Raw genomic sequence first — 16,791 nt, forward strand, 5'->3', positions numbered from 1 at the left:
TCATATTATACCCTTTTTAGTCAATAAAACCAACTTAGGATAGGGCTTTTATTACAAAAGCTTATCCATCCAGCTGCTTTCCGCTTATGGGTTGGAAGGATCCTGATTTTTTCCATATAATCATTAGCATAGTTAAACCTAATAATGTTGTTGCCAAACCAGCGGCAATCATAACAAAAGAAGCGCCTAGCTGTTTTGCAAGAAGAGCTCCTGCCGCTGGTGCAATTAGCATGGAAAAGGTCTGCAGGGACATGGCGGCAGCAGAAACTCTGCCCATCATTTGCTTTGGTGTTTCAGATTGAAGAACATAGCCGTAGGGAACAGATTCTCCCGCCCCTAAGAGGCCTAAAAGACATGCACCGATTATCCAGCCCAATTGTGGTAAATTAAGAAAACCTAAGCCTCCAAGCCCAACAGTTGCAATAAAAATGCCGCTTAATATGGCTGAAGAACTCATTAAATGGATGGGTTTCCGGTTCCACCCTGTCCATTGGCCCAGCAAAAGTGAGCCCGCAACACTGCCTGCTCCCACTGCACTGATCAGCAATCCGAAATTCCCCTCATTAAATCCAATCTGCTTTGCAATAAAAACAAATAACCCATCATAAAGGAAAATAATGAAAAACGCTGCAGAAGAAAGAATAATCGAGAGCTTTAAAAGGGGAGTATGAAAAATATGTTTGATGCCATCAGAAAAATCTTTCCAAAAATCCCCTTTGACTGCTTGGTCGCCAGCCATTATTTTATCTGACTCTTCAAAGGACTTTAAGCTGGGAAGAAACAGCAGGAAAATAACAGCTATAAAGAATCCAGCTGCTTCAAAAAGAAAAGGGCTTTTGGGTCCAAAAACAGCTATAATTCCTCCTCCTAATGCCGGCCCGGCAATTTTCATCGTGTTGACTGAAAGCTGGCTTAAAGTTACTGCTTCAGGCAGCATGCTTTCAGGTACAATCATCCGGATGGCACTCTGCCTTGCCGGATCATAAAGTGCTGATACGGTTCCTTTTAAAAACACAAATAATAGCAGAATGTATAGGTTAGGAGCGTAAAATAAGCCTGCTACAAAGACCATTCTTAAAAGGAGGCAAACGATCATAACTGCCTTCTTGGGCAATCTGTCCACAAACACACTTGCAAATGGGCCAATGATGACCCAAGGAAGACCGAGAACTATAATGACAGAGGCAATTGCCGTTTCATCCAGACCCCAGTGATAAGCGACAATAACCTGCAATGCAATTAAATCAAGCCAGTTCCCCAAGTCGGAAAATAACTGGGCGCCAAAAAGTGCGCGAAAGGATTTTAGCTTGAGCGGTTTAAAAATACCTGGTTTCGCTGTCAATTCCCTTCATCCCTTTCTATGGCCATCCTTCGCCTGTTCAGCAGCTTTTCAGTATTGCCATGAGGATCCTGGCCATCTGGCAAATTATCTTTTTGCAGCGCTTCGATTGATTCATCGATCCATTTAATTTCTGTTTCCAGCTTCATTTCTGCATATCGAATCGAGAGGGTGCCAAGCTTGCTGACATAGGAATATCCATTTCTCGGCCAATCCTTTACGAATTTAAGAATATCTGAAGCTTCTTCTTTTCTTTTTAATAAATGGCTGATTAACACTTCATTATCCATATCTTCATGCCAGGTTGACATTTTCATTAGCAGTTCATCTTTAATAACGGGGAAAGAAGGAGGAGTCTTCAGCCAATTCTCAAACTCTTTCCACCCTTTAGAAGTGAGCTCATACATTTTTTTCTTTCTTCCTTCATCTTCCTGTTCGATTGCATAGATAAAACCTTCTTCCTCAAGTTTTTTTAATTTGGGGTATATGCTCCCATAGCTCATTCCCCAATAAAGACCAGCAGCTTTGTGTTCAAATTCAGATTTAATTTTATATCCTGTGCTGGGCCAAAAGCTTAATACAGCAAGAATTGTATGTTCTATAGACAAAAATAAAACTCCTTTCAATATATCATGTTGATATATCAATATGATATGTCTTGTTTAATAAAATATCAACAAAAAATAAAAACTTTCGCAATTTTTCAGCGAAAGTTTTGTTGAAAGGACGATTGTAAGCAGCAGTTATGGCTGTATCCGTACCTTGGTGCCATTTGGCACTATGCGTGACAATTCGAGCACATCCTGGTTATACATGCGTATACAGCCTTTGGAAACAGATTGGCCAATTGAGGAAGGGTTATTGGTTCCGTGAATTCCATAGCCGGCTTTAGACAGGGAAAGCCACATGACCCCATATGGGCCGCCGGGATTGGGTTCTCTGTTCACAATAACAAACTCACCAATTGGGGTCTGTGTCAGCATTTTTCCGACGGCAATGGGATACACTTTTTGAACGGCACCGTTATATAAAAGAGTTAAGCTTCTTTTGCCTTTTGAAACATTGATGGTATACGGAATGGAATCAGGTTCCGGCAGCCCTGGTATTACTATTCGCTGGCCGGGATAGATCAGGCCTGGGTTTACAATGGAAGGGTTTGCCGCCAGAAGCTCACGTAAAGGGCGGCGGTAATTTTTTGCGATGACAGACATTGTCTCACCAGGTTTTACTATATGGTAAATAACAATCACCTCTTTCTGAAAGGTCTATTCAAATATATGCCTGCAAAAGTGATCTTGTAACTTATTGGATAAAATGTGTCCCGAATGCAGCAAAAAAGGGAAAGCTGCAAAGAATTGCTTTCCCTTTACTTCCCGCTGTTTGATTGTAAGGTAAATACCGTCAGTTCAGGTTTGGATAAAAACCGGAAGGGCAGCCGGGTTGTACCAAGCCCTCTGTTTACATAAAGAGTTAAAGGGCTTTGGCTGCCGATTTCATAGAAGCCTTCATAATATCTTTCAGCATGTGGCGGTTTAACTAACGCTCCAATGAACGGCAGTTTTATTTGTCCGCCATGACTATGGCCGCTCAACTGCAGATTGATGCTGAAAGCTGAGGCTGCATCTGCTAAATCCGGTGCGTGGGACAATAAAATGTTATATGATGCATCGTCCAAATTTTCGCTGGCCAGCTTTATGTCCGGCCTTCCCAGCATCGCATCGTCAATGCCGATAATCCCGATGCTGCTTCCGGAAAATTCGAGTTTGCGATTTTCATTCAGCAAAAGAATAAAGCCGGATTCTTCCATAATAGATTTATAGATATCAGAACCATAGCCCCCGTGATCATGGTTTCCATAAATAGCAAACCTTCCAAGCGGCGCCTGAATTCTTTTCAGGAGGGGTGCAATTTGGTTTGCCTCTTTATATTTGTTAGGTTCATCCATCAGATCACCTGTAAAGAAGACAATATCAGGCTTCAAGCTGTTTATCTTTTCAATTAATTCTTCAAGCTGTTTCAGGTCATAATGAAATCCTAAATGGGTATCGCTGAATTGGATGATTTTTTTATTATGGAACGCTTGTGGAATAGCCTTATCAGAAATTTTGTAGTTTGTGATTTCCAAGAGCCGCGGCTCAATATCCCGTGCATAATAATAGCCGCCTGCACTAATACCAAAAACAGCAGCAAAAAAGCCGAGAGCTCTTTTTAAAAAAGATCTTCTGGACACTTTTTCCGGCATTTAGCATACCAACCTATCTATTAAAATGTTTTTCTGAAGTATTGGGCATGATAAAAGGCACTGCCTTCTCATAGCAGTATCTTTAATACTATCAAACTATCCTATTAAAAAGAAGAATTAACTATGCTTGTTTCTTATCCTTCATTTTCCTTAAAATTATTAATTTATTTGTAAATAATAATTCGAAAATTCTATATTTAATGGTAAAATGTAAATGAATGATCATTCATTTTTTGAGAGGGGAATTAGAATGAAGAATAAAACAGTCATTGTTACTGGCGGTTCCAGCGGCATGGGAAAATATATGGCAAAGCGGTTTGCTGAAGCTGGAGCGAATGTGGTGATAACAGGAAGGAACCCGGATCGCCTCGAGACAGCAAAAGCTGAAATTGAAACATACCAGGGACAAGTTTTGACAATCCAAATGGATGTCCGTGAAATTGAACATGTTAAACATATGCTCAATGAAACACTGAGTGTCTTTGGACATATTGATTTTCTTGTTAATAATGCAGCGGGAAATTTTATATGCCCTGCAGAGCAGCTGAGTGCAAATGGATGGAATTCTGTTATTAATATTGTCCTGAATGGAACTTTTTATTGTTCGAGTGAAGTCGGTAAATATTGGATTGAAAAAGGAATTAAGGGAAGCATCATTAATATGGTGGCTACATATGCATGGGATGCTGGAGCGGGTGTTATACACTCCGCTGCCGCAAAAGCAGGTGTATTATCCATGACAAGAACATTGGCTGTAGAATGGGGAAGAAAATACGGAATTAGAGTGAATGCAATAGCCCCAGGTCCGATTGAAAGGACAGGAGGGGCTGACAGGCTTTGGGAATCAGAAGATGCTGCAAACAGGACACTCCAAAGTGTGCCCCTTGGCAGGCTCGGCAAGCCGGAAGAAATCGCAGAATTGGCATTCTTCCTTTTCTCAGAGCATGCAGGTTATATTAATGGGGAGTGCATCACAATGGATGGAGGACAGTGGCTGAATCAATTTCCATTTTGATGCTCATAAAAACCGGCTGAATTGTTTTCAGCCGGTTGACATTATCTATTGGTAACTTACTGCCCTGGATTGCAATGCTTTCCATGATGAGATGAACCGTTCTTTAGAAACCTTTACCTGTTTTTTCCCTGAGAGGGGGTCGTTTAGAATAACAAACTGTTCATCATAGCCTACTAATACGACTGCATGAAGATCTAATGGAGTTTTAATGGTTTTGCCGGAGTGAGTCCAGGACTCCCAGCGGTCAGGAAGCCTATAATCTCCAGTTGTCCAGACCACAGCAGGGTATCCTTTGGATACATGCATAAGAACCGCATCAAAATTTTGGCCGGTTAAATTAACGGCTCTTCCAGGAAGGTATTTATTCACTAATTCTTCAATTGGTTTATCAAAAACAGCGTAGCCCGCACTTTTCCCGGTCATATCTCCTACAAATCCTTCTGCTGGATTACCCCATTTCAAAATATCACCTTTTGAACGTATCAGCGGATCATTATCTTTCTTTACTGCAGTATACAAATCCATTTTCCCCACTTGCACACCTGCATGCCGCAGGACCATTGTCAGGCTGGTTACTTCGCATCCATACTTCAGTTCGGGGTTTTGTCTGATTAGTGGAACATCAATGATGACAGATCGTTTTTTCACAGCCACAGGTGTTTCCGGATATTGGGCTGTTACTTTCTGCTGTACCTTCTTTGCCTTAACTGGTATTTGTGCATTCAGCTCTTTTGAGGCCATATCAGGCTTTTGCAAAGGACTGGCTGGTTCTGAATGGCCGCAGCCAAGCAAAGGAATAAGAAGGGATATAAATAGGAGATTCCTCAATGAAATACCCTCTTTCTTTGATGTCCTGATATTAGCTTGTGAGAGAAGGCACGGCAATATGATGCAAAGCTTTTGCCAAACAATGATGTTTTATCAAAAAGTGGAATCTATATTTTGAATAGTAAAAGTTTTAAGCGAATATGGTATAATAACTCATTAATATACATAGGGAGGCTAGGACATGGATGCATTGGATATCCTTACAGATTTGGAAAATGTATTTCCTTATTTCCAGCCAATATTCAGTGCAGATGAGCATCGTGTCATTGGTTATGAGGTTTTAGGCCGATATAGAGGATCTGATGGAGTTGCCAGTCTGGGGCCGTTCTTCCAGGATGAGAATATTCCTGAAGAATACCGGATTGAAGTAGATTATGAAGTATTAAAAAAGGCTTTGGATAAGGCCCGGGACCTGGATAAAGATGTTTTGCTTTTTGTCAACAGGGATGCTGACTTGCTCATGTATAATGACGGGGAACAATTTTTAAATACCCTCCAGGAATTTGAAAAACACGGAATAAGCCTTGACCGGATTGTATTGGAAATTACAGAACGGAATTATAAGGGCGATATTGACCATCTGGACCATCTATTGAATTATTACAGGACATATGGAATCAAATTAGCAATAGATAAACTTGGCAATGAAAGCAGTCATCTCGATAGGATCGGGCAATTGGCTCCCGACATTTTAAAGGTGGATCTGGAGTCCATGAAATCAAATGCTTCTGCTTATAATTTTAATGATATCCTCTATTCTTTATCCATGCTTGCCAGGAAAATAGGAGCGAGCATGCTTTTTGAAAATATTGAAATGGTTTACCAGCTTCAGTTTGCCTGGAAAAATGGAGGCCGTTATTATCAAGGTTATTATTTGCAAAAACCTGCTGAAAATTTCACTGATAGAGATATTTTAAAGGAAAAATTACGAAGTGAATGCCATCGGTTCATTGTGCATGAAAAGAAAAAATTGGAGTCATTGTATCAGGTTACACTTGAGTTCAACGAAAAGCTGATTGATTTTGCAAATAAAAATAAAAAGGTTCTTGTATATGAAGAAACTTTGGAGCAGATTGCGGTTCTTCTGGATGGTGCGGCTTTTCGCCTGTATATTTGCGATGAAGACGGCTTCCAGAAATCTGCGAATTACTTCAAAAAGGATGGGAAATGGATAACCCAGGAAGAATATCTTCACAAAAATTGGAGCTGGCGACCATATTTTCTTGAAAATATAATGAAAATGCGAATAAATAAAAAAGGTATCCTCTCTGATTTGTATACCGATATTGAGACAGGTGAAACAATCAGGACATTTTCCTTCCCGCTTAACACTAATGATTACTTATTTGTGGATTTATCGTACGAATTTTTATACAACCATGATGGGTTATTATAAGCAAGAATTTTAGAAGTATAAACAATCTTGATTTGAGGAAATGTAAGTGTAGAACTTTCCTTGAGGAGAGATTAGACATGAGTATGTACACATTGATCATATTAGTTATCGGTTTGGGGATTCTCGGTTACGCCCTGGCTTACACCCTGTTTGCTGCAAAAGAGCGAAAGGCTGTAAAAGGCGATATAGATGCAGAACTGCCTGATAATGTTCAAAAGCATGCTTATATCAGAAATCCAATCTTTCTGACATATGCAATTTGCTTTGGAATTCTTCTTGTTATGATCACTTATTTTGCACTTACATGGAATTGGTAAAGACCCTCATAAGCAGGGTCTTTTTTTTATTGAAATGGGTACATGCCCTGATTAACAATATTTACATCTTCATTTATATCTGCTTTTCCGCTTATTGCGTTAATTCTTTGTCAATACGGGTAGATTCATAACAAGAAAAGAATTTTTATGTCAAAACATAAGAGAATTTCGGGTACGAAAACCTGCAACAGCAGATTTATTTGCTGGTAAAATGGATGGTACACAATAGTGTACGATTAAGAAAGGGAGAGTGGAATGTACAAGCACTTAACAGGAATTATTATCACAATTGCAGTCATGGTAGCAGCGATTCCTTCCCATACAAATGCCGAGAGAATTAACAATAAACAAGAGGTATACAAATTCTTGCAAGATGCATTTCATTCACAGGTTTCGCTGAGCGAGGAAGAGCGAAGCATGAAGGAAGTCGACGAATTGCTTGACCCATATTTTTCTGAAGAACCTAAAGCTGAATTTCTGAATGAAAACCTTGTTTCAGAGAATGGCAAGTACTTTACCCTTGGATCTGATGCTGCTGCATATTACATTCCCTTCTTTACGTATTCGGATCATACAAAAGTAGTTAAAGAAGGAAGCAAAGTTTATGTATATGAATACTTTCCGGGAAATCATGACGGGCCAGTAGCATATGAAGGTCACTATGAAGGACTTTTGCTTGCGGAACAAGAAGGGGAATTTAAAGTTGCCAAATTCCTGGGTGAAAATATACCCGAGAAAATTTTAAAGAAAGCCGAGAGTAATGAAGAAGCAGCAAAACAAAGCTCCTTAAAAACTCCTGAAAATCCAATTTGGATTCACAAACCGTCCTATCAATTCGGATTCCTGCTGAATCCATTTGACGCTTTGTTTCGTTCAGGCAGTATGCTTTTAACAGATAATAAACAAGGTATAATTGCTTTAATTGAACATCAGGAACTAAACGGGCAGCTGGCATCCAATTAGATGGTAGGAGCTTAAAAGCTTAGCTTTTAAGCTCCTATTTTATTGTCGCAGTGACAGGCAGGGATCCATGCAATTGAAGTTTCACTTTATGCCATCATCTAATGCAGATTGCAGTCTTTCCAGGTCAAATCCCCTAATAACAGTATCCCCGATGACAATTGTTGGAGTGGAAAAAGAATTATATTGCCTGGTCAGCTCTTTGTGGGCTGCTGCATCTTTTTTTATGTCTTTTATCGTATAAGTATATCCGTTTTCATTCAAAAACATCTTCGTTATCTCACAGGGCGGACAATCCGGCTGTGTATATAGAACAATTTCTTTCAAAGTGCTTCCCCCTGAGTTTTTTGTTATTACATCATAATGCAGGATCTTAAGTTAAGCAATCAGTTTGTTTTTTGCAGATAATCGATCAATCCCATAGAGCAGACAGCGATATCAACAGAAAGGATCTTATATACAGGGTGGTCAGATGGGATGCCTCTGCCATTTAGATAGGCTTTAATTTTTCCTTCAAGCATGGCTTGCGCTGCCTGTGTCTGCTGATCTATAGAGCCGCCTTCAGATAGGGCATTTTCACCTGCATGGATGAATATCTTTAGCCAATCTTTAATTTGCCTGTAGACCTCCTTGGGGTTTGAACTCTTGCCGTAATGGCCAAAGAAAATAAAATCAAGATCCATTTTTTCATACATGGCAATGGATTCGAGCATTTTGCCTGGATCGAATTGGTTTGGTGAAGTTGAGGGCAGATACATTTCAATTCCATTTTCTTTTAATTGAGGATAAGATACACCAGCAGTGTCTCCTGTGAACATTCCATTTAAAGCAGGATGAAAGATACTGAAGTGGTGATTAGCGTGTCCAGGTGAATGATAAAATTTCAGGGTGCAATTTGGCCCTATTTCAAGCTCTTCTTCATGCTCTTTTGTGATAATCTTATCCTCCCGAACAGGCAAAATAGGATTAAATAGTCCATCGAATTTATCTCCGTAAACAGCTTTTGCACCAGCAATTAAGCGTGAAGGATCTGCTAAGTGCCTGCAGCCTTTCGGGTGGACAATAACCTTTGCATTGGGGCAGTGGGTTAGTAAAAGGCCTGTACCGCCTGCATGGTCAAGATGAATATGGGTAACGATGATATACTCAACTTCCTCCGGTGTAATGTGAAGCTGGCTTAGTCCTTCCAGTATGTAGGGAATTGAAGGACTTGCCGAAGTTTCGATCAGAGTCAGCTTTTCTTCTTTTAAGACATATGTACCGGTACGTTTTTCCAATGAAAGATCAAAATCATCAATTAAATATAGATTTTCCGCCAATTTTTCAGGTTTTGACAAAAAAAATCACATCCTTTATTAAGCTTTTGCTTGTACAAACACCTGACAATATTTTATTCTGTTAATATTGGTATGTAAAGCATCCAGCTTGAATATTCTGAATTTATTTCTTTAGGATAGAAACATGCCAAAAGAGAAACCTAAATGTAGAATTATGGGTTTTGTTTTGGAAAGGAGAGAGAGCATGTCACAGCTTCAAGGTATATTAACACGCTTAAAGAGCTTACAGGAACAAGCAACAGGCGGAGAGCCAATGCAAAGATTTTTTGAGGTGAATGGTGAAAGGAAATGCCAGGTAACTTTTCATCCGAAAAATGAAACATTTGAACTGGAAGTATATTACGATAAAGAAAAGCCAAAAAGATATCAATTCGACAACATTGATATGATCACGATCGAAATTTTCGATTTGATTCAATAATCCACCACATACATAAGGGGCCTTCTGGGCCTCTTTTCTTATTAAAAATAGCTTGAAGAAAAAGCGTGCTATAATATGGATTATCAATCTCCCAGAGGTGTGGAAATGTATTATCTGCTCATGATTTTGCTGTTTTTTACAGTTCTTCTTTTGCTTGCAGATTTAATTAATACAAAAAAAGAAGTAATCCGGATCAGGAAAACTCTTGAAGAAATGAAAGAAATTTTAAAAGAAAATAAGGACTCGAAAAATTAGGCATTGAGAACAATAAGTAAAAAAGGAACCTTTGATTTGAGGTGAAGCAGAATGATGCCAGTTGTAACATGTCCAGGCTGCATGGCTGAAAAAGACATCGATGCAGTTTTAACCGCACAGTCCAATCAAAATGTTATTTTTCGCTGTCCTGACTGCGGCTATGAAGTAAAAGACATTCAAACCAGCAAAGGTTAATAGGGGCAAAATGCCGGAGACTATGATAAAATGGTTAAGAAGTATAACTAATTTTTGAGGAGTTATCGGCGATGATCAGTCTCCATAGCGAGGAATTTTTAGAATTTAACATTAGTGATTTCATGATTCCTTCTGAACGGGTAGCACATGTTCAGGTTGGCAATAACCTGGAGCATGCACTTTTAGTGCTAACGAAAAGCGGATATACAGCAATACCTGTACTAGACCCGCAATATAAGCTGCAGGGCTTAATCAGCACACCTATAATCATGGATTCCATTCTCGGGCTAGAGCGGATCGAATTTGAGGAGCTGGAGCAAAAAAGGGTTGAAGAGGCTATGAACAGAAATATCCCGCGGCTTGATGCTGAATCTTCCATACAGCAATCGATCACGCTTTTAGTTGACCATCCCTTTATATGTATAGAAAACAAGGAAGGCTACTTTGAGGGAATACTGACTCGCAGAACAGTATTGGATCAATTAAATAAGCACATCAGACGATTAAATAAGCGTTAAATATCATTTCAGCTCCCCGCAGTGGGAGCTTGCTTTATTTTCAATGATGAGAGTCCCGGTGGTTTTATTGCGGTCACTTGAGGCGTTATTCATGTTTTTATTGATTTTGGAGGGGAAATGCTTGAGTCAAACTTTACATAAAAAAATGCCGGAAGGAAAGAGAAAAGTTACGAAAAAGCCTTTTGTGCTTGCTTCAGTGATGCTTGCCATGTTTATGGGGGCTATAGAGGCAACCATTGTTTCAACTGCAATGCCTGCCATTGTTGGGGATTTAGGCGGATTTGCTTTATATAGCTGGGTGTTTTCAGCTTACCTGTTAATGAATGCTGTGACTGTTTTGATTTACGGTAAGCTTTCTGACTTATTTGGGCGGAAGCCCGTTTTGACATTCGGGATTATCATATTTTTAATTGGTTCAATTCTATGCGGTTTTGCGGAATCGATGACTGCACTGATCATTTTCCGATTAATCCAGGGGTTTGGTGCTGGAGCAGTCATGCCGATTGCAACCACCATTGTCGGGGATATTTACACAAAAGAGGAAAGGGCACAGGTCCAGGGTTATTTATCAAGCGTATGGGGAATTTCAGCCATCATGGGTCCTGCAATAGGCGGGCTTCTTGTTGAATTCGTCAGCTGGCGATATGTTTTTTGGGTTAACATTCCGCTTGGCATCATGGCTATTGCAGGCTTATGGCTTTTCCTTCATGAAAATGTGGAAAGAAAAAAGCATCAGATTGATTATGCAGGTGCTGTGCTATTAACGGTTTCCATTTCATCTCTAATGTTTGTGCTTGTAGAAGGAGGAACAAATTGGGCCTGGAATTCCATTGAGGCAATCAGCCTTTTAGCGGTTAGTGTAATTGCCTTTATTTTATTTATCCTGCAGGAACAAAAAGCTGCTGAGCCAATGATGCCTTTTAATATTTGGAAGGAAAAGCCGATTTTAATTGCTAATTTGGCTTCACTGACAACTGGTGTGATGCTGATAGGGATTTCCAGTTTTCTGCCGGCATTTGTGCAGGGTGTCATGGAAAGATCGCCGATTGTAGCCGGCTTTACACTTACGACCATGTCGATCGGATGGCCGATAGCTTCTGCAGCTGCAGGCAAGCTTCTTCTGAAAATTGGTTTTAGAAGCACCTCTGTAATAGGAGGAGTATTTTTAATTGCAGGGAGTATTTTATTTGTCACACTCACTCCTGAAGCTGGACCTGTATGGGCGGCGGCGGGAAGCTTTTTGGTCGGGGCAGGCATGGGATTAACGAGCACTGCTTTTATTGTATCCATTCAGAGTACAGTGGAATGGAAGCAAAGGGGAATTGCCACTGCTGCCAATATGTTTATGAGAAACCTTGGCAACACGATAGGAGCAGCCTTGCTGGGCGGAATCCTGAACAGCCAGATCAAATCATATATACAGAAGAATGGTGAAGGCATAGATGACAGCCTATCTTTAGATTCAGCAAATGTACTTTTAAATGAAGAAGCGAGAAACAGCCTGAATACGGGAGTGAAGGAACTCCTGCAAAATGGTCTCACCGTTTCACTTCATTCGGTGTATTATGCAGTGCTATTATTTGCTGTTATAAGCTTCTTATTGGTAATTGCTCTCCCAAAGCATGAAAAAGAAATTGCCGATTAAGCGGTCAGAAGTCTCTGCATTTACCGTGCAGAGATTTTTATATTTCCAAAAGAACTCTGCGCATTTAAGGAACTGCTGTCCATTTTAATGATAATGAAACTCTAATACAATTAAGATATACTATAAGAAAAAGTTATGAAGGGAAGATGTTTATGTCTTCACTTACGGAATTTCACCTTTTATCAGTGCTGGCACAGGAAATGAATATGAGGAAAGCGGCTGAACGTTTATTTGTTTCACAGCCAGCCCTTTCACAGCGTCTTGTAAATATTGAAAAGGAATGGGGCAGTAAACTATTCCTCCGCTCACAAAAGGGTTTGTCACTGACGCCCGCTGGAGAAATCGTATTACAATTCATTAATGAGGTTCTTGCGAAGGAAGAAAAGGTCAGGGAGTCAATTACAGCCTTGAATTCAGAGGTCCATGGCACCTTAAAAATAGCAGTTGCTTCAATCGTAGGGCAGAATTGGCTGCCTCAAGTTCTTAAGAAGTTTGTCAGCCGCTATCCCCAGGCAAAAATTTCTCTGATTACCGGCTGGAGCAGTGAAATATTAAAATCGCTCTATGATGATCAGGTTCATATTGGAATTATTAGAGGGACTCCGGACTGGAAGGGGATTAAAATCCCTTTATTTAAGGACAGTCTTTTTCTAGTGGATACAGAGATTACAAGGCCGGAGCAGGTCCTTGAAACAGACAGGCCGTTTATTCAGTTTAAGAGTGATTCCAACTATTATCAGGAAATTCAGGACTGGTGGCTGCGGCAGTTCAAAACGTCTCCAAAACGGACTATAGTAGTTGATCAAATTGAGACGTGCAAGCAAATGACTTTCAATGGAATAGGATATGCCATTCTTCCGGCCATTACGCTGAATGGTGCGGAGAAAAATATTTTTAAGATCCCGCTGCTGGATGAAAATAATTTGCCGATTAAGCGTGATACATGGCTGCTGGGATATGAATCCGCCTTTCAGCTCAAGCAGGTTCAGGCATTTGTTGAGTTAATTAAGGAGCATATTGAAGAAGAAGGGAAATGATATCACCCATGAACTTCTATTTTCATCGCGACCATTTATTTTTCTTGTTTTCAGCGCTTTTGTTTGTTAAAGTAATGCTAGTTGCAATGTTATACATAGAGGAGGATTCTTAATATGAAAATGATGGATGCCAATGAGATTATTTCATTTATCCAGAACAGCACAAAATCAACACCTGTAAAGGTTTATATTAAAGGTGAATTAGAAGGAATCGACTTCGGAGCCTCAGCAAAGGCCTTTATAAATGGCAGCACCGGCGTTGTATTTGGTGAATGGTCTGAAATTAGCCAGGCGATTGAATCAAACCAGGCAAAAATTGAAGATTATGTTATTGAGAATGACCGCAGAAACTCAGCGATTCCATTGCTTGATATGAAAAATATTAAAGCCCGCATTGAGCCGGGTGCAATCATCCGTGATCAGGTTGAAATCGGCGATAACGCTGTAATCATGATGGGGGCATCTATTAATATTGGTTCAGTGATCGGTGAAGGTACAATGATTGACATGAATGTTGTCCTTGGCGGAAGAGCTACAGTTGGGAAGAATTGCCATATTGGAGCAGGAACTGTATTGGCAGGAGTTATTGAGCCTCCTTCAGCAAAACCTGTTGTTGTAGAAGATGATGTAGTAATCGGAGCCAATGCAGTGGTTCTGGAAGGTGTAACTGTTGGCAAGGGAGCCGTAGTTGCTGCAGGTGCGATTGTCATTGATGATGTGCCTCCATATACTGTGGTGGCAGGAACACCAGCTCGTGTAATTAAAGAGATTGATGAAAAGACTAAGTCAAAAACAGAAATTAAGCAGGAACTTCGCCAATTATAAGAGTTTAGAAAGCGTGGATTGCGATCCGCGCTTTTTCTAAAGGTGAAAATCTTTTGGTTACCCAAGACTACTATAGCTTGAATGAAATATAAGTGGCATTTTTAACAAGGGGGAAGAAAGTTTTGGTCACAAACAATCCATTCGTTGCATTACGGCGGGAGCTGCACAAAATACCGGAGTTAGGGTTCCGTGAATTTAAAACACAGCAGTTTCTATTAAATTACCTGTATTCCCTTCCTCAGGACAGCATGGAAATTAAAACTTGGAAAACGGGTATTTTTGTGAAAATCAGCGGCAGGAATCCTTCCAGGATGATTGGGTATCGTGCTGATATAGACGGTCTTCCAATTATTGAGGAAACAGGCCTGCCGTTCAAATCCGAGCATAGTGAACAAATGCATGCCTGCGGACATGATTTTCATATGTCGATTGCACTTGGCCTAATAACAAAATTCATAGAAGAACGCATTAACGATGATTTACTGTTTATATTTCAGCCAGCTGAAGAAGGGCCTGGCGGAGCAGAACCCATGCTTAAAACTGACATAATGAAGGAATGGAAGCCGGATATGATAATGGCCCTCCATATTGCTCCAGAATATCCGGTTGGAACAATCGCATTGAGAGAAGGGTTGCTGTTTGCAAACACCTCGGAACTTTTCATTGATTTAAAAGGAAAAGGGGGACATGCAGCATATCCGCATAATACCAATGATATGGTCGTGGCAGCATGTACCCTGGTCAGCCAGCTTCAGTCCATCATTTCAAGGAACATTGATCCCTTGGACAGCGCAGTCGTTACAATCGGAAAAATCACAGGTGGCACCGTTCAAAACATTATAGCTGAAAAAGCAAGGCTTGAAGGTACCATTCGCACTCTATCTCCAGAATCAATGAAGAAAGTAAAGAGCAGAATTCAGGCACTTGTCAAAGGAATTGAAGTTGGGTATGAATGTGAAGCTTCAATCGACTACGGAAGCATGTATCACCAGGTTTACAATGAGGAAACCTTAACAAAGGAATTCATGGAGTTTGTCCGCTCCAGTACAGATATCAACGTGGTTGAATGCCGGGAAGCCATGACAGGTGAGGACTTTGGATATATGCTTGAAGAAATTCCAGGCTTCATGTTTTGGCTTGGCGTCGATTCAGAATACGGACTTCATCATGCCAGGCTGAATCCAAATGAAGCGGCAATCGAGAAAGCGATTGAATTGATTGCAGCTTTTTTAAGGTATAAAGGTTAAAGCAGGTGCCCGTTTTGCAGTAAGCATTTGCTAAACAAAATTTAAAATTGGAAATGGGAAAAAAGCTGATTTCAAGGACCCTTTTTAGGTTCTGCAAAATCAGCTTTTTGCTTACGGTTTTATCCGGCAGCACTTTCGGGCCCTGCCTGTTTTTGAATGAGCACCTGATGAGGGAATGGGATTTCGATTCCGTTTGCTTCCAAAGCTTCCTTCAGTGCTTTTCTCAGCTGCCGTTCGACAGCCCACTGTTCCATGTTTTCTGTCTTCGCAATAATCCTTAATACAACATCCGATGAGCCTAATGTTTGCACGCCAATGACATTAGGTCCTTCAACAATCGCCGTGTTTTCTTCAGCGATCTTGTCGCAGGTTTCCTGAAGAACTGTGATAGCTTCATCAATATTGTCATCATAGGAAATTCCTATATCAACCAGTGCGCGCATATTGCCTCGGGAATGATTGCTCAGACTGGTAATCTCCCGGTTGGGGATATAATGCAATGTTCCGTCAAAACCGCGGATTTGAGTAGTTTTTAATCCGATTTGCTCCACTATTCCCGAGTAGCTTCCAGTTGTAACATAATCCCCGACATCAATTTGCCTTTCCAGCAATATAAAAAATCCTGTTACTACATCGCTGACAAGGCCCTGAGCTCCAAAGCCGACTGCTAATCCGACTACCCCGGCACCGGCAAGAATGGCAGTTGCTTTTATACCGAAAATCTGCAAGATCGTAACAGCAAAAATAAAAATAAGTACGTAAGAGAATACGTTTTTAGCAAGACTTTGCAGTGTCTTCGATCTTCCCGGAGATATCCTTTCCTTCCTCCCGATTCCCTCGAAACTTTTATGTATGATTTTATTCCCCGCAGACTTAACGATTAAAAAGGCAAAATAGATAGCTGCAAGCTTTAATAGAATAAGTCCGGCATCAATCAGCAGGGCTTCCCAATTTATTTGCGATAAATTTAGATTTTCCATCCTAACGCTTCCTTTCAGTATGATTAAAGTCATCATTTTATCGCAACAGGGCTTTATATGCAAACGGTTAGCCTTTCTACCATGCGGCAAAGCCCTATATAACCGCTGGATGTGGAATACCAGATTACTGATCTGAAGTTCTTTGGATTGTTAGCCTTTATTACAAATATAGATTAGGAGTTTGAATAGACTGATTAAAAAGATAGGCTTCAAAAAAAGTGGAAAAATCAAACA

At 40.3% G+C, this 16,791-nt stretch carries 20 protein-coding genes; 12 read left to right on the forward strand and 8 right to left on the reverse strand.

All coding sequences use genetic code 11. The features are described 5' to 3' along the window. Window positions 1-61: 61 nt before the first annotated feature. The 4 genes from IRB79_RS09580 to IRB79_RS09595 all read right to left on the reverse strand — a co-directional run bounded on the left by IRB79_RS09580 (window position 62) and on the right by IRB79_RS09595 (window position 3,581). A complete protein-coding gene (locus IRB79_RS09580) occupies window positions 62-1,342 on the reverse strand; it encodes an MFS transporter (protein WP_243508248.1) in 1,281 nt (426 codons plus the stop codon). Then, a complete protein-coding gene (locus IRB79_RS09585) occupies window positions 1,339-1,947 on the reverse strand; it encodes a PadR family transcriptional regulator (protein WP_243508249.1) in 609 nt (202 codons plus the stop codon). The genes IRB79_RS09580 and IRB79_RS09585 overlap by 4 nt, the downstream gene beginning before the upstream one ends. A 135-nt stretch (window positions 1,948-2,082) precedes the next feature. After that, complete coding sequence (locus tag IRB79_RS09590; RefSeq protein ID WP_431833415.1) at window positions 2,083-2,550, reverse strand: L,D-transpeptidase family protein; 468 nt, start codon at window positions 2,548-2,550, stop codon at window positions 2,083-2,085. A 155-nt stretch (window positions 2,551-2,705) separates the two neighbouring features. After that, a complete protein-coding gene (locus tag IRB79_RS09595; protein ID WP_243508250.1) occupies window positions 2,706-3,581 on the reverse strand; it encodes a metallophosphoesterase in 876 nt (291 codons plus the stop codon). 250 nt (window positions 3,582-3,831) lie between these two features. Between IRB79_RS09595 and fadH the strand changes: the two genes are divergently transcribed. After that, entirely contained in the window at window positions 3,832-4,596 is a 765-nt protein-coding gene (gene fadH, locus IRB79_RS09600; RefSeq protein ID WP_243508251.1) for a 2,4-dienoyl-CoA reductase, read from the forward strand. A gap of 45 nt (window positions 4,597-4,641) precedes the next feature. Here fadH and IRB79_RS09605 read toward each other — a convergent pair whose 3' ends face one another. Further along, window positions 4,642-5,424 carry a C39 family peptidase gene (locus IRB79_RS09605; RefSeq protein WP_243508252.1) on the reverse strand — a complete coding sequence of 261 codons (783 nt, stop codon included), beginning with the start codon at window positions 5,422-5,424 and terminating at the stop codon, window positions 4,642-4,644. A 181-nt stretch (window positions 5,425-5,605) separates the two neighbouring features. On the opposite strand from IRB79_RS09605, the gene IRB79_RS09610 reads away from it, so the two are divergent. The 3 genes from IRB79_RS09610 to IRB79_RS09620 all read left to right on the forward strand — a co-directional run bounded on the left by IRB79_RS09610 (window position 5,606) and on the right by IRB79_RS09620 (window position 8,100). Continuing rightward, a complete protein-coding gene (locus tag IRB79_RS09610; RefSeq protein ID WP_243508253.1) occupies window positions 5,606-6,820 on the forward strand; it encodes an EAL domain-containing protein in 1,215 nt (404 codons plus the stop codon). 77 nt (window positions 6,821-6,897) lie between these two features. Next, entirely contained in the window at window positions 6,898-7,137 is a 240-nt protein-coding gene (locus IRB79_RS09615; RefSeq protein WP_113881772.1) for a hypothetical protein, read from the forward strand. A 255-nt stretch (window positions 7,138-7,392) separates the two neighbouring features. Beyond that, window positions 7,393-8,100, forward strand: coding sequence for a DUF3993 domain-containing protein (locus tag IRB79_RS09620; protein WP_243508254.1), 708 nt, complete (start codon window positions 7,393-7,395; stop codon window positions 8,098-8,100). Window positions 8,101-8,181: 81 nt separating this feature from the next. On the opposite strand, the gene IRB79_RS09625 is transcribed toward IRB79_RS09620, so the two are convergent. Next, window positions 8,182-8,424: a glutaredoxin family protein gene (locus IRB79_RS09625; RefSeq protein WP_243508255.1), complete on the reverse strand. Its 243-nt coding sequence runs from the start codon at window positions 8,422-8,424 to the stop codon at window positions 8,182-8,184. 59 nt (window positions 8,425-8,483) lie between these two features. Beyond that, a complete protein-coding gene (locus IRB79_RS09630; protein ID WP_243508256.1) occupies window positions 8,484-9,434 on the reverse strand; it encodes an MBL fold metallo-hydrolase in 951 nt (316 codons plus the stop codon). Between the two features lie 184 nt (window positions 9,435-9,618). Between IRB79_RS09630 and IRB79_RS09635 the strand changes: the two genes are divergently transcribed. From IRB79_RS09635 to IRB79_RS09670, 8 genes are all read left to right on the forward strand, one after another. Then, window positions 9,619-9,855: a YkuJ family protein gene (locus IRB79_RS09635; protein ID WP_019381663.1), complete on the forward strand. Its 237-nt coding sequence runs from the start codon at window positions 9,619-9,621 to the stop codon at window positions 9,853-9,855. A gap of 75 nt (window positions 9,856-9,930) precedes the next feature. Further along, window positions 9,931-10,110, forward strand: a complete 180-nt coding sequence (locus tag IRB79_RS09640; protein WP_243508257.1) for a hypothetical protein — start codon at window positions 9,931-9,933, stop codon at window positions 10,108-10,110. 51 nt (window positions 10,111-10,161) lie between these two features. Beyond that, complete coding sequence (locus IRB79_RS09645) at window positions 10,162-10,305, forward strand: hypothetical protein (protein ID WP_221877648.1); 144 nt, start codon at window positions 10,162-10,164, stop codon at window positions 10,303-10,305. 71 nt (window positions 10,306-10,376) lie between these two features. Further along, window positions 10,377-10,823, forward strand: a complete 447-nt coding sequence (gene cbpB / locus IRB79_RS09650; protein WP_243508258.1) for a cyclic-di-AMP-binding protein CbpB — start codon at window positions 10,377-10,379, stop codon at window positions 10,821-10,823. A gap of 145 nt (window positions 10,824-10,968) precedes the next feature. Further along, window positions 10,969-12,468 (forward strand): MDR family MFS transporter, encoded by a 1,500-nt coding sequence (locus tag IRB79_RS09655; RefSeq protein WP_243509332.1) that lies wholly within the window; start codon window positions 10,969-10,971, stop codon window positions 12,466-12,468. A 152-nt stretch (window positions 12,469-12,620) separates the two neighbouring features. Further along, window positions 12,621-13,505 (forward strand): transcriptional regulator CcpC, encoded by an 885-nt coding sequence (locus IRB79_RS09660; RefSeq protein ID WP_243508259.1) that lies wholly within the window; start codon window positions 12,621-12,623, stop codon window positions 13,503-13,505. Between the two features lie 114 nt (window positions 13,506-13,619). Continuing rightward, window positions 13,620-14,330 carry a 2,3,4,5-tetrahydropyridine-2,6-dicarboxylate N-acetyltransferase gene (gene dapD / locus IRB79_RS09665; RefSeq protein ID WP_243508260.1) on the forward strand — a complete coding sequence of 237 codons (711 nt, stop codon included), beginning with the start codon at window positions 13,620-13,622 and terminating at the stop codon, window positions 14,328-14,330. A gap of 122 nt (window positions 14,331-14,452) precedes the next feature. Continuing rightward, complete coding sequence (locus tag IRB79_RS09670) at window positions 14,453-15,577, forward strand: N-acetyldiaminopimelate deacetylase (RefSeq protein WP_243508261.1); 1,125 nt, start codon at window positions 14,453-14,455, stop codon at window positions 15,575-15,577. A gap of 119 nt (window positions 15,578-15,696) precedes the next feature. On the opposite strand, the gene IRB79_RS09675 is transcribed toward IRB79_RS09670, so the two are convergent. Further along, window positions 15,697-16,557: a mechanosensitive ion channel family protein gene (locus IRB79_RS09675; RefSeq protein WP_243508262.1), complete on the reverse strand. Its 861-nt coding sequence runs from the start codon at window positions 16,555-16,557 to the stop codon at window positions 15,697-15,699. Between the last annotated feature and the right edge of the window lie 234 nt (window positions 16,558-16,791).

The sequence above is a fragment of the Cytobacillus oceanisediminis genome, from assembly GCF_022811925.1.
GTDB lineage: Bacteria > Bacillota > Bacilli > Bacillales > Cytobacillaceae > Cytobacillus > Cytobacillus oceanisediminis_D.

What these genes read in the sequence shown, in the direction of transcription:
- IRB79_RS09590 (WP_431833415.1), bottom strand. Translation starts at nt 2,550, where the DNA reads ATGTCTGTCATCGCAAAAAATTACCGCCGCCCTTTACGTGAGCTTCTG.
- IRB79_RS09595 (WP_243508250.1), bottom strand. Translation starts at nt 3,581, where the DNA reads ATGCCGGAAAAAGTGTCCAGAAGATCTTTTTTAAAAAGAGCTCTCGGC.
- fadH (WP_243508251.1), top strand. Translation starts at nt 3,832, where the DNA reads ATGAAGAATAAAACAGTCATTGTTACTGGCGGTTCCAGCGGCATGGGA.
- IRB79_RS09610 (WP_243508253.1), top strand. Translation starts at nt 5,606, where the DNA reads ATGGATGCATTGGATATCCTTACAGATTTGGAAAATGTATTTCCTTAT.
- IRB79_RS09615 (WP_113881772.1), top strand. Translation starts at nt 6,898, where the DNA reads ATGAGTATGTACACATTGATCATATTAGTTATCGGTTTGGGGATTCTC.
- IRB79_RS09620 (WP_243508254.1), top strand. Translation starts at nt 7,393, where the DNA reads ATGTACAAGCACTTAACAGGAATTATTATCACAATTGCAGTCATGGTA.
- IRB79_RS09635 (WP_019381663.1), top strand. Translation starts at nt 9,619, where the DNA reads ATGTCACAGCTTCAAGGTATATTAACACGCTTAAAGAGCTTACAGGAA.
- IRB79_RS09640 (WP_243508257.1), top strand. Translation starts at nt 9,931, where the DNA reads ATGGATTATCAATCTCCCAGAGGTGTGGAAATGTATTATCTGCTCATG.
- IRB79_RS09645 (WP_221877648.1), top strand. Translation starts at nt 10,162, where the DNA reads ATGATGCCAGTTGTAACATGTCCAGGCTGCATGGCTGAAAAAGACATC.
- cbpB (WP_243508258.1), top strand. Translation starts at nt 10,377, where the DNA reads ATGATCAGTCTCCATAGCGAGGAATTTTTAGAATTTAACATTAGTGAT.
- IRB79_RS09655 (WP_243509332.1), top strand. Translation starts at nt 10,969, where the DNA reads ATGCCGGAAGGAAAGAGAAAAGTTACGAAAAAGCCTTTTGTGCTTGCT.
- IRB79_RS09660 (WP_243508259.1), top strand. Translation starts at nt 12,621, where the DNA reads ATGTCTTCACTTACGGAATTTCACCTTTTATCAGTGCTGGCACAGGAA.
- dapD (WP_243508260.1), top strand. Translation starts at nt 13,620, where the DNA reads ATGAAAATGATGGATGCCAATGAGATTATTTCATTTATCCAGAACAGC.
- IRB79_RS09675 (WP_243508262.1), bottom strand. Translation starts at nt 16,557, where the DNA reads ATGGAAAATCTAAATTTATCGCAAATAAATTGGGAAGCCCTGCTGATT.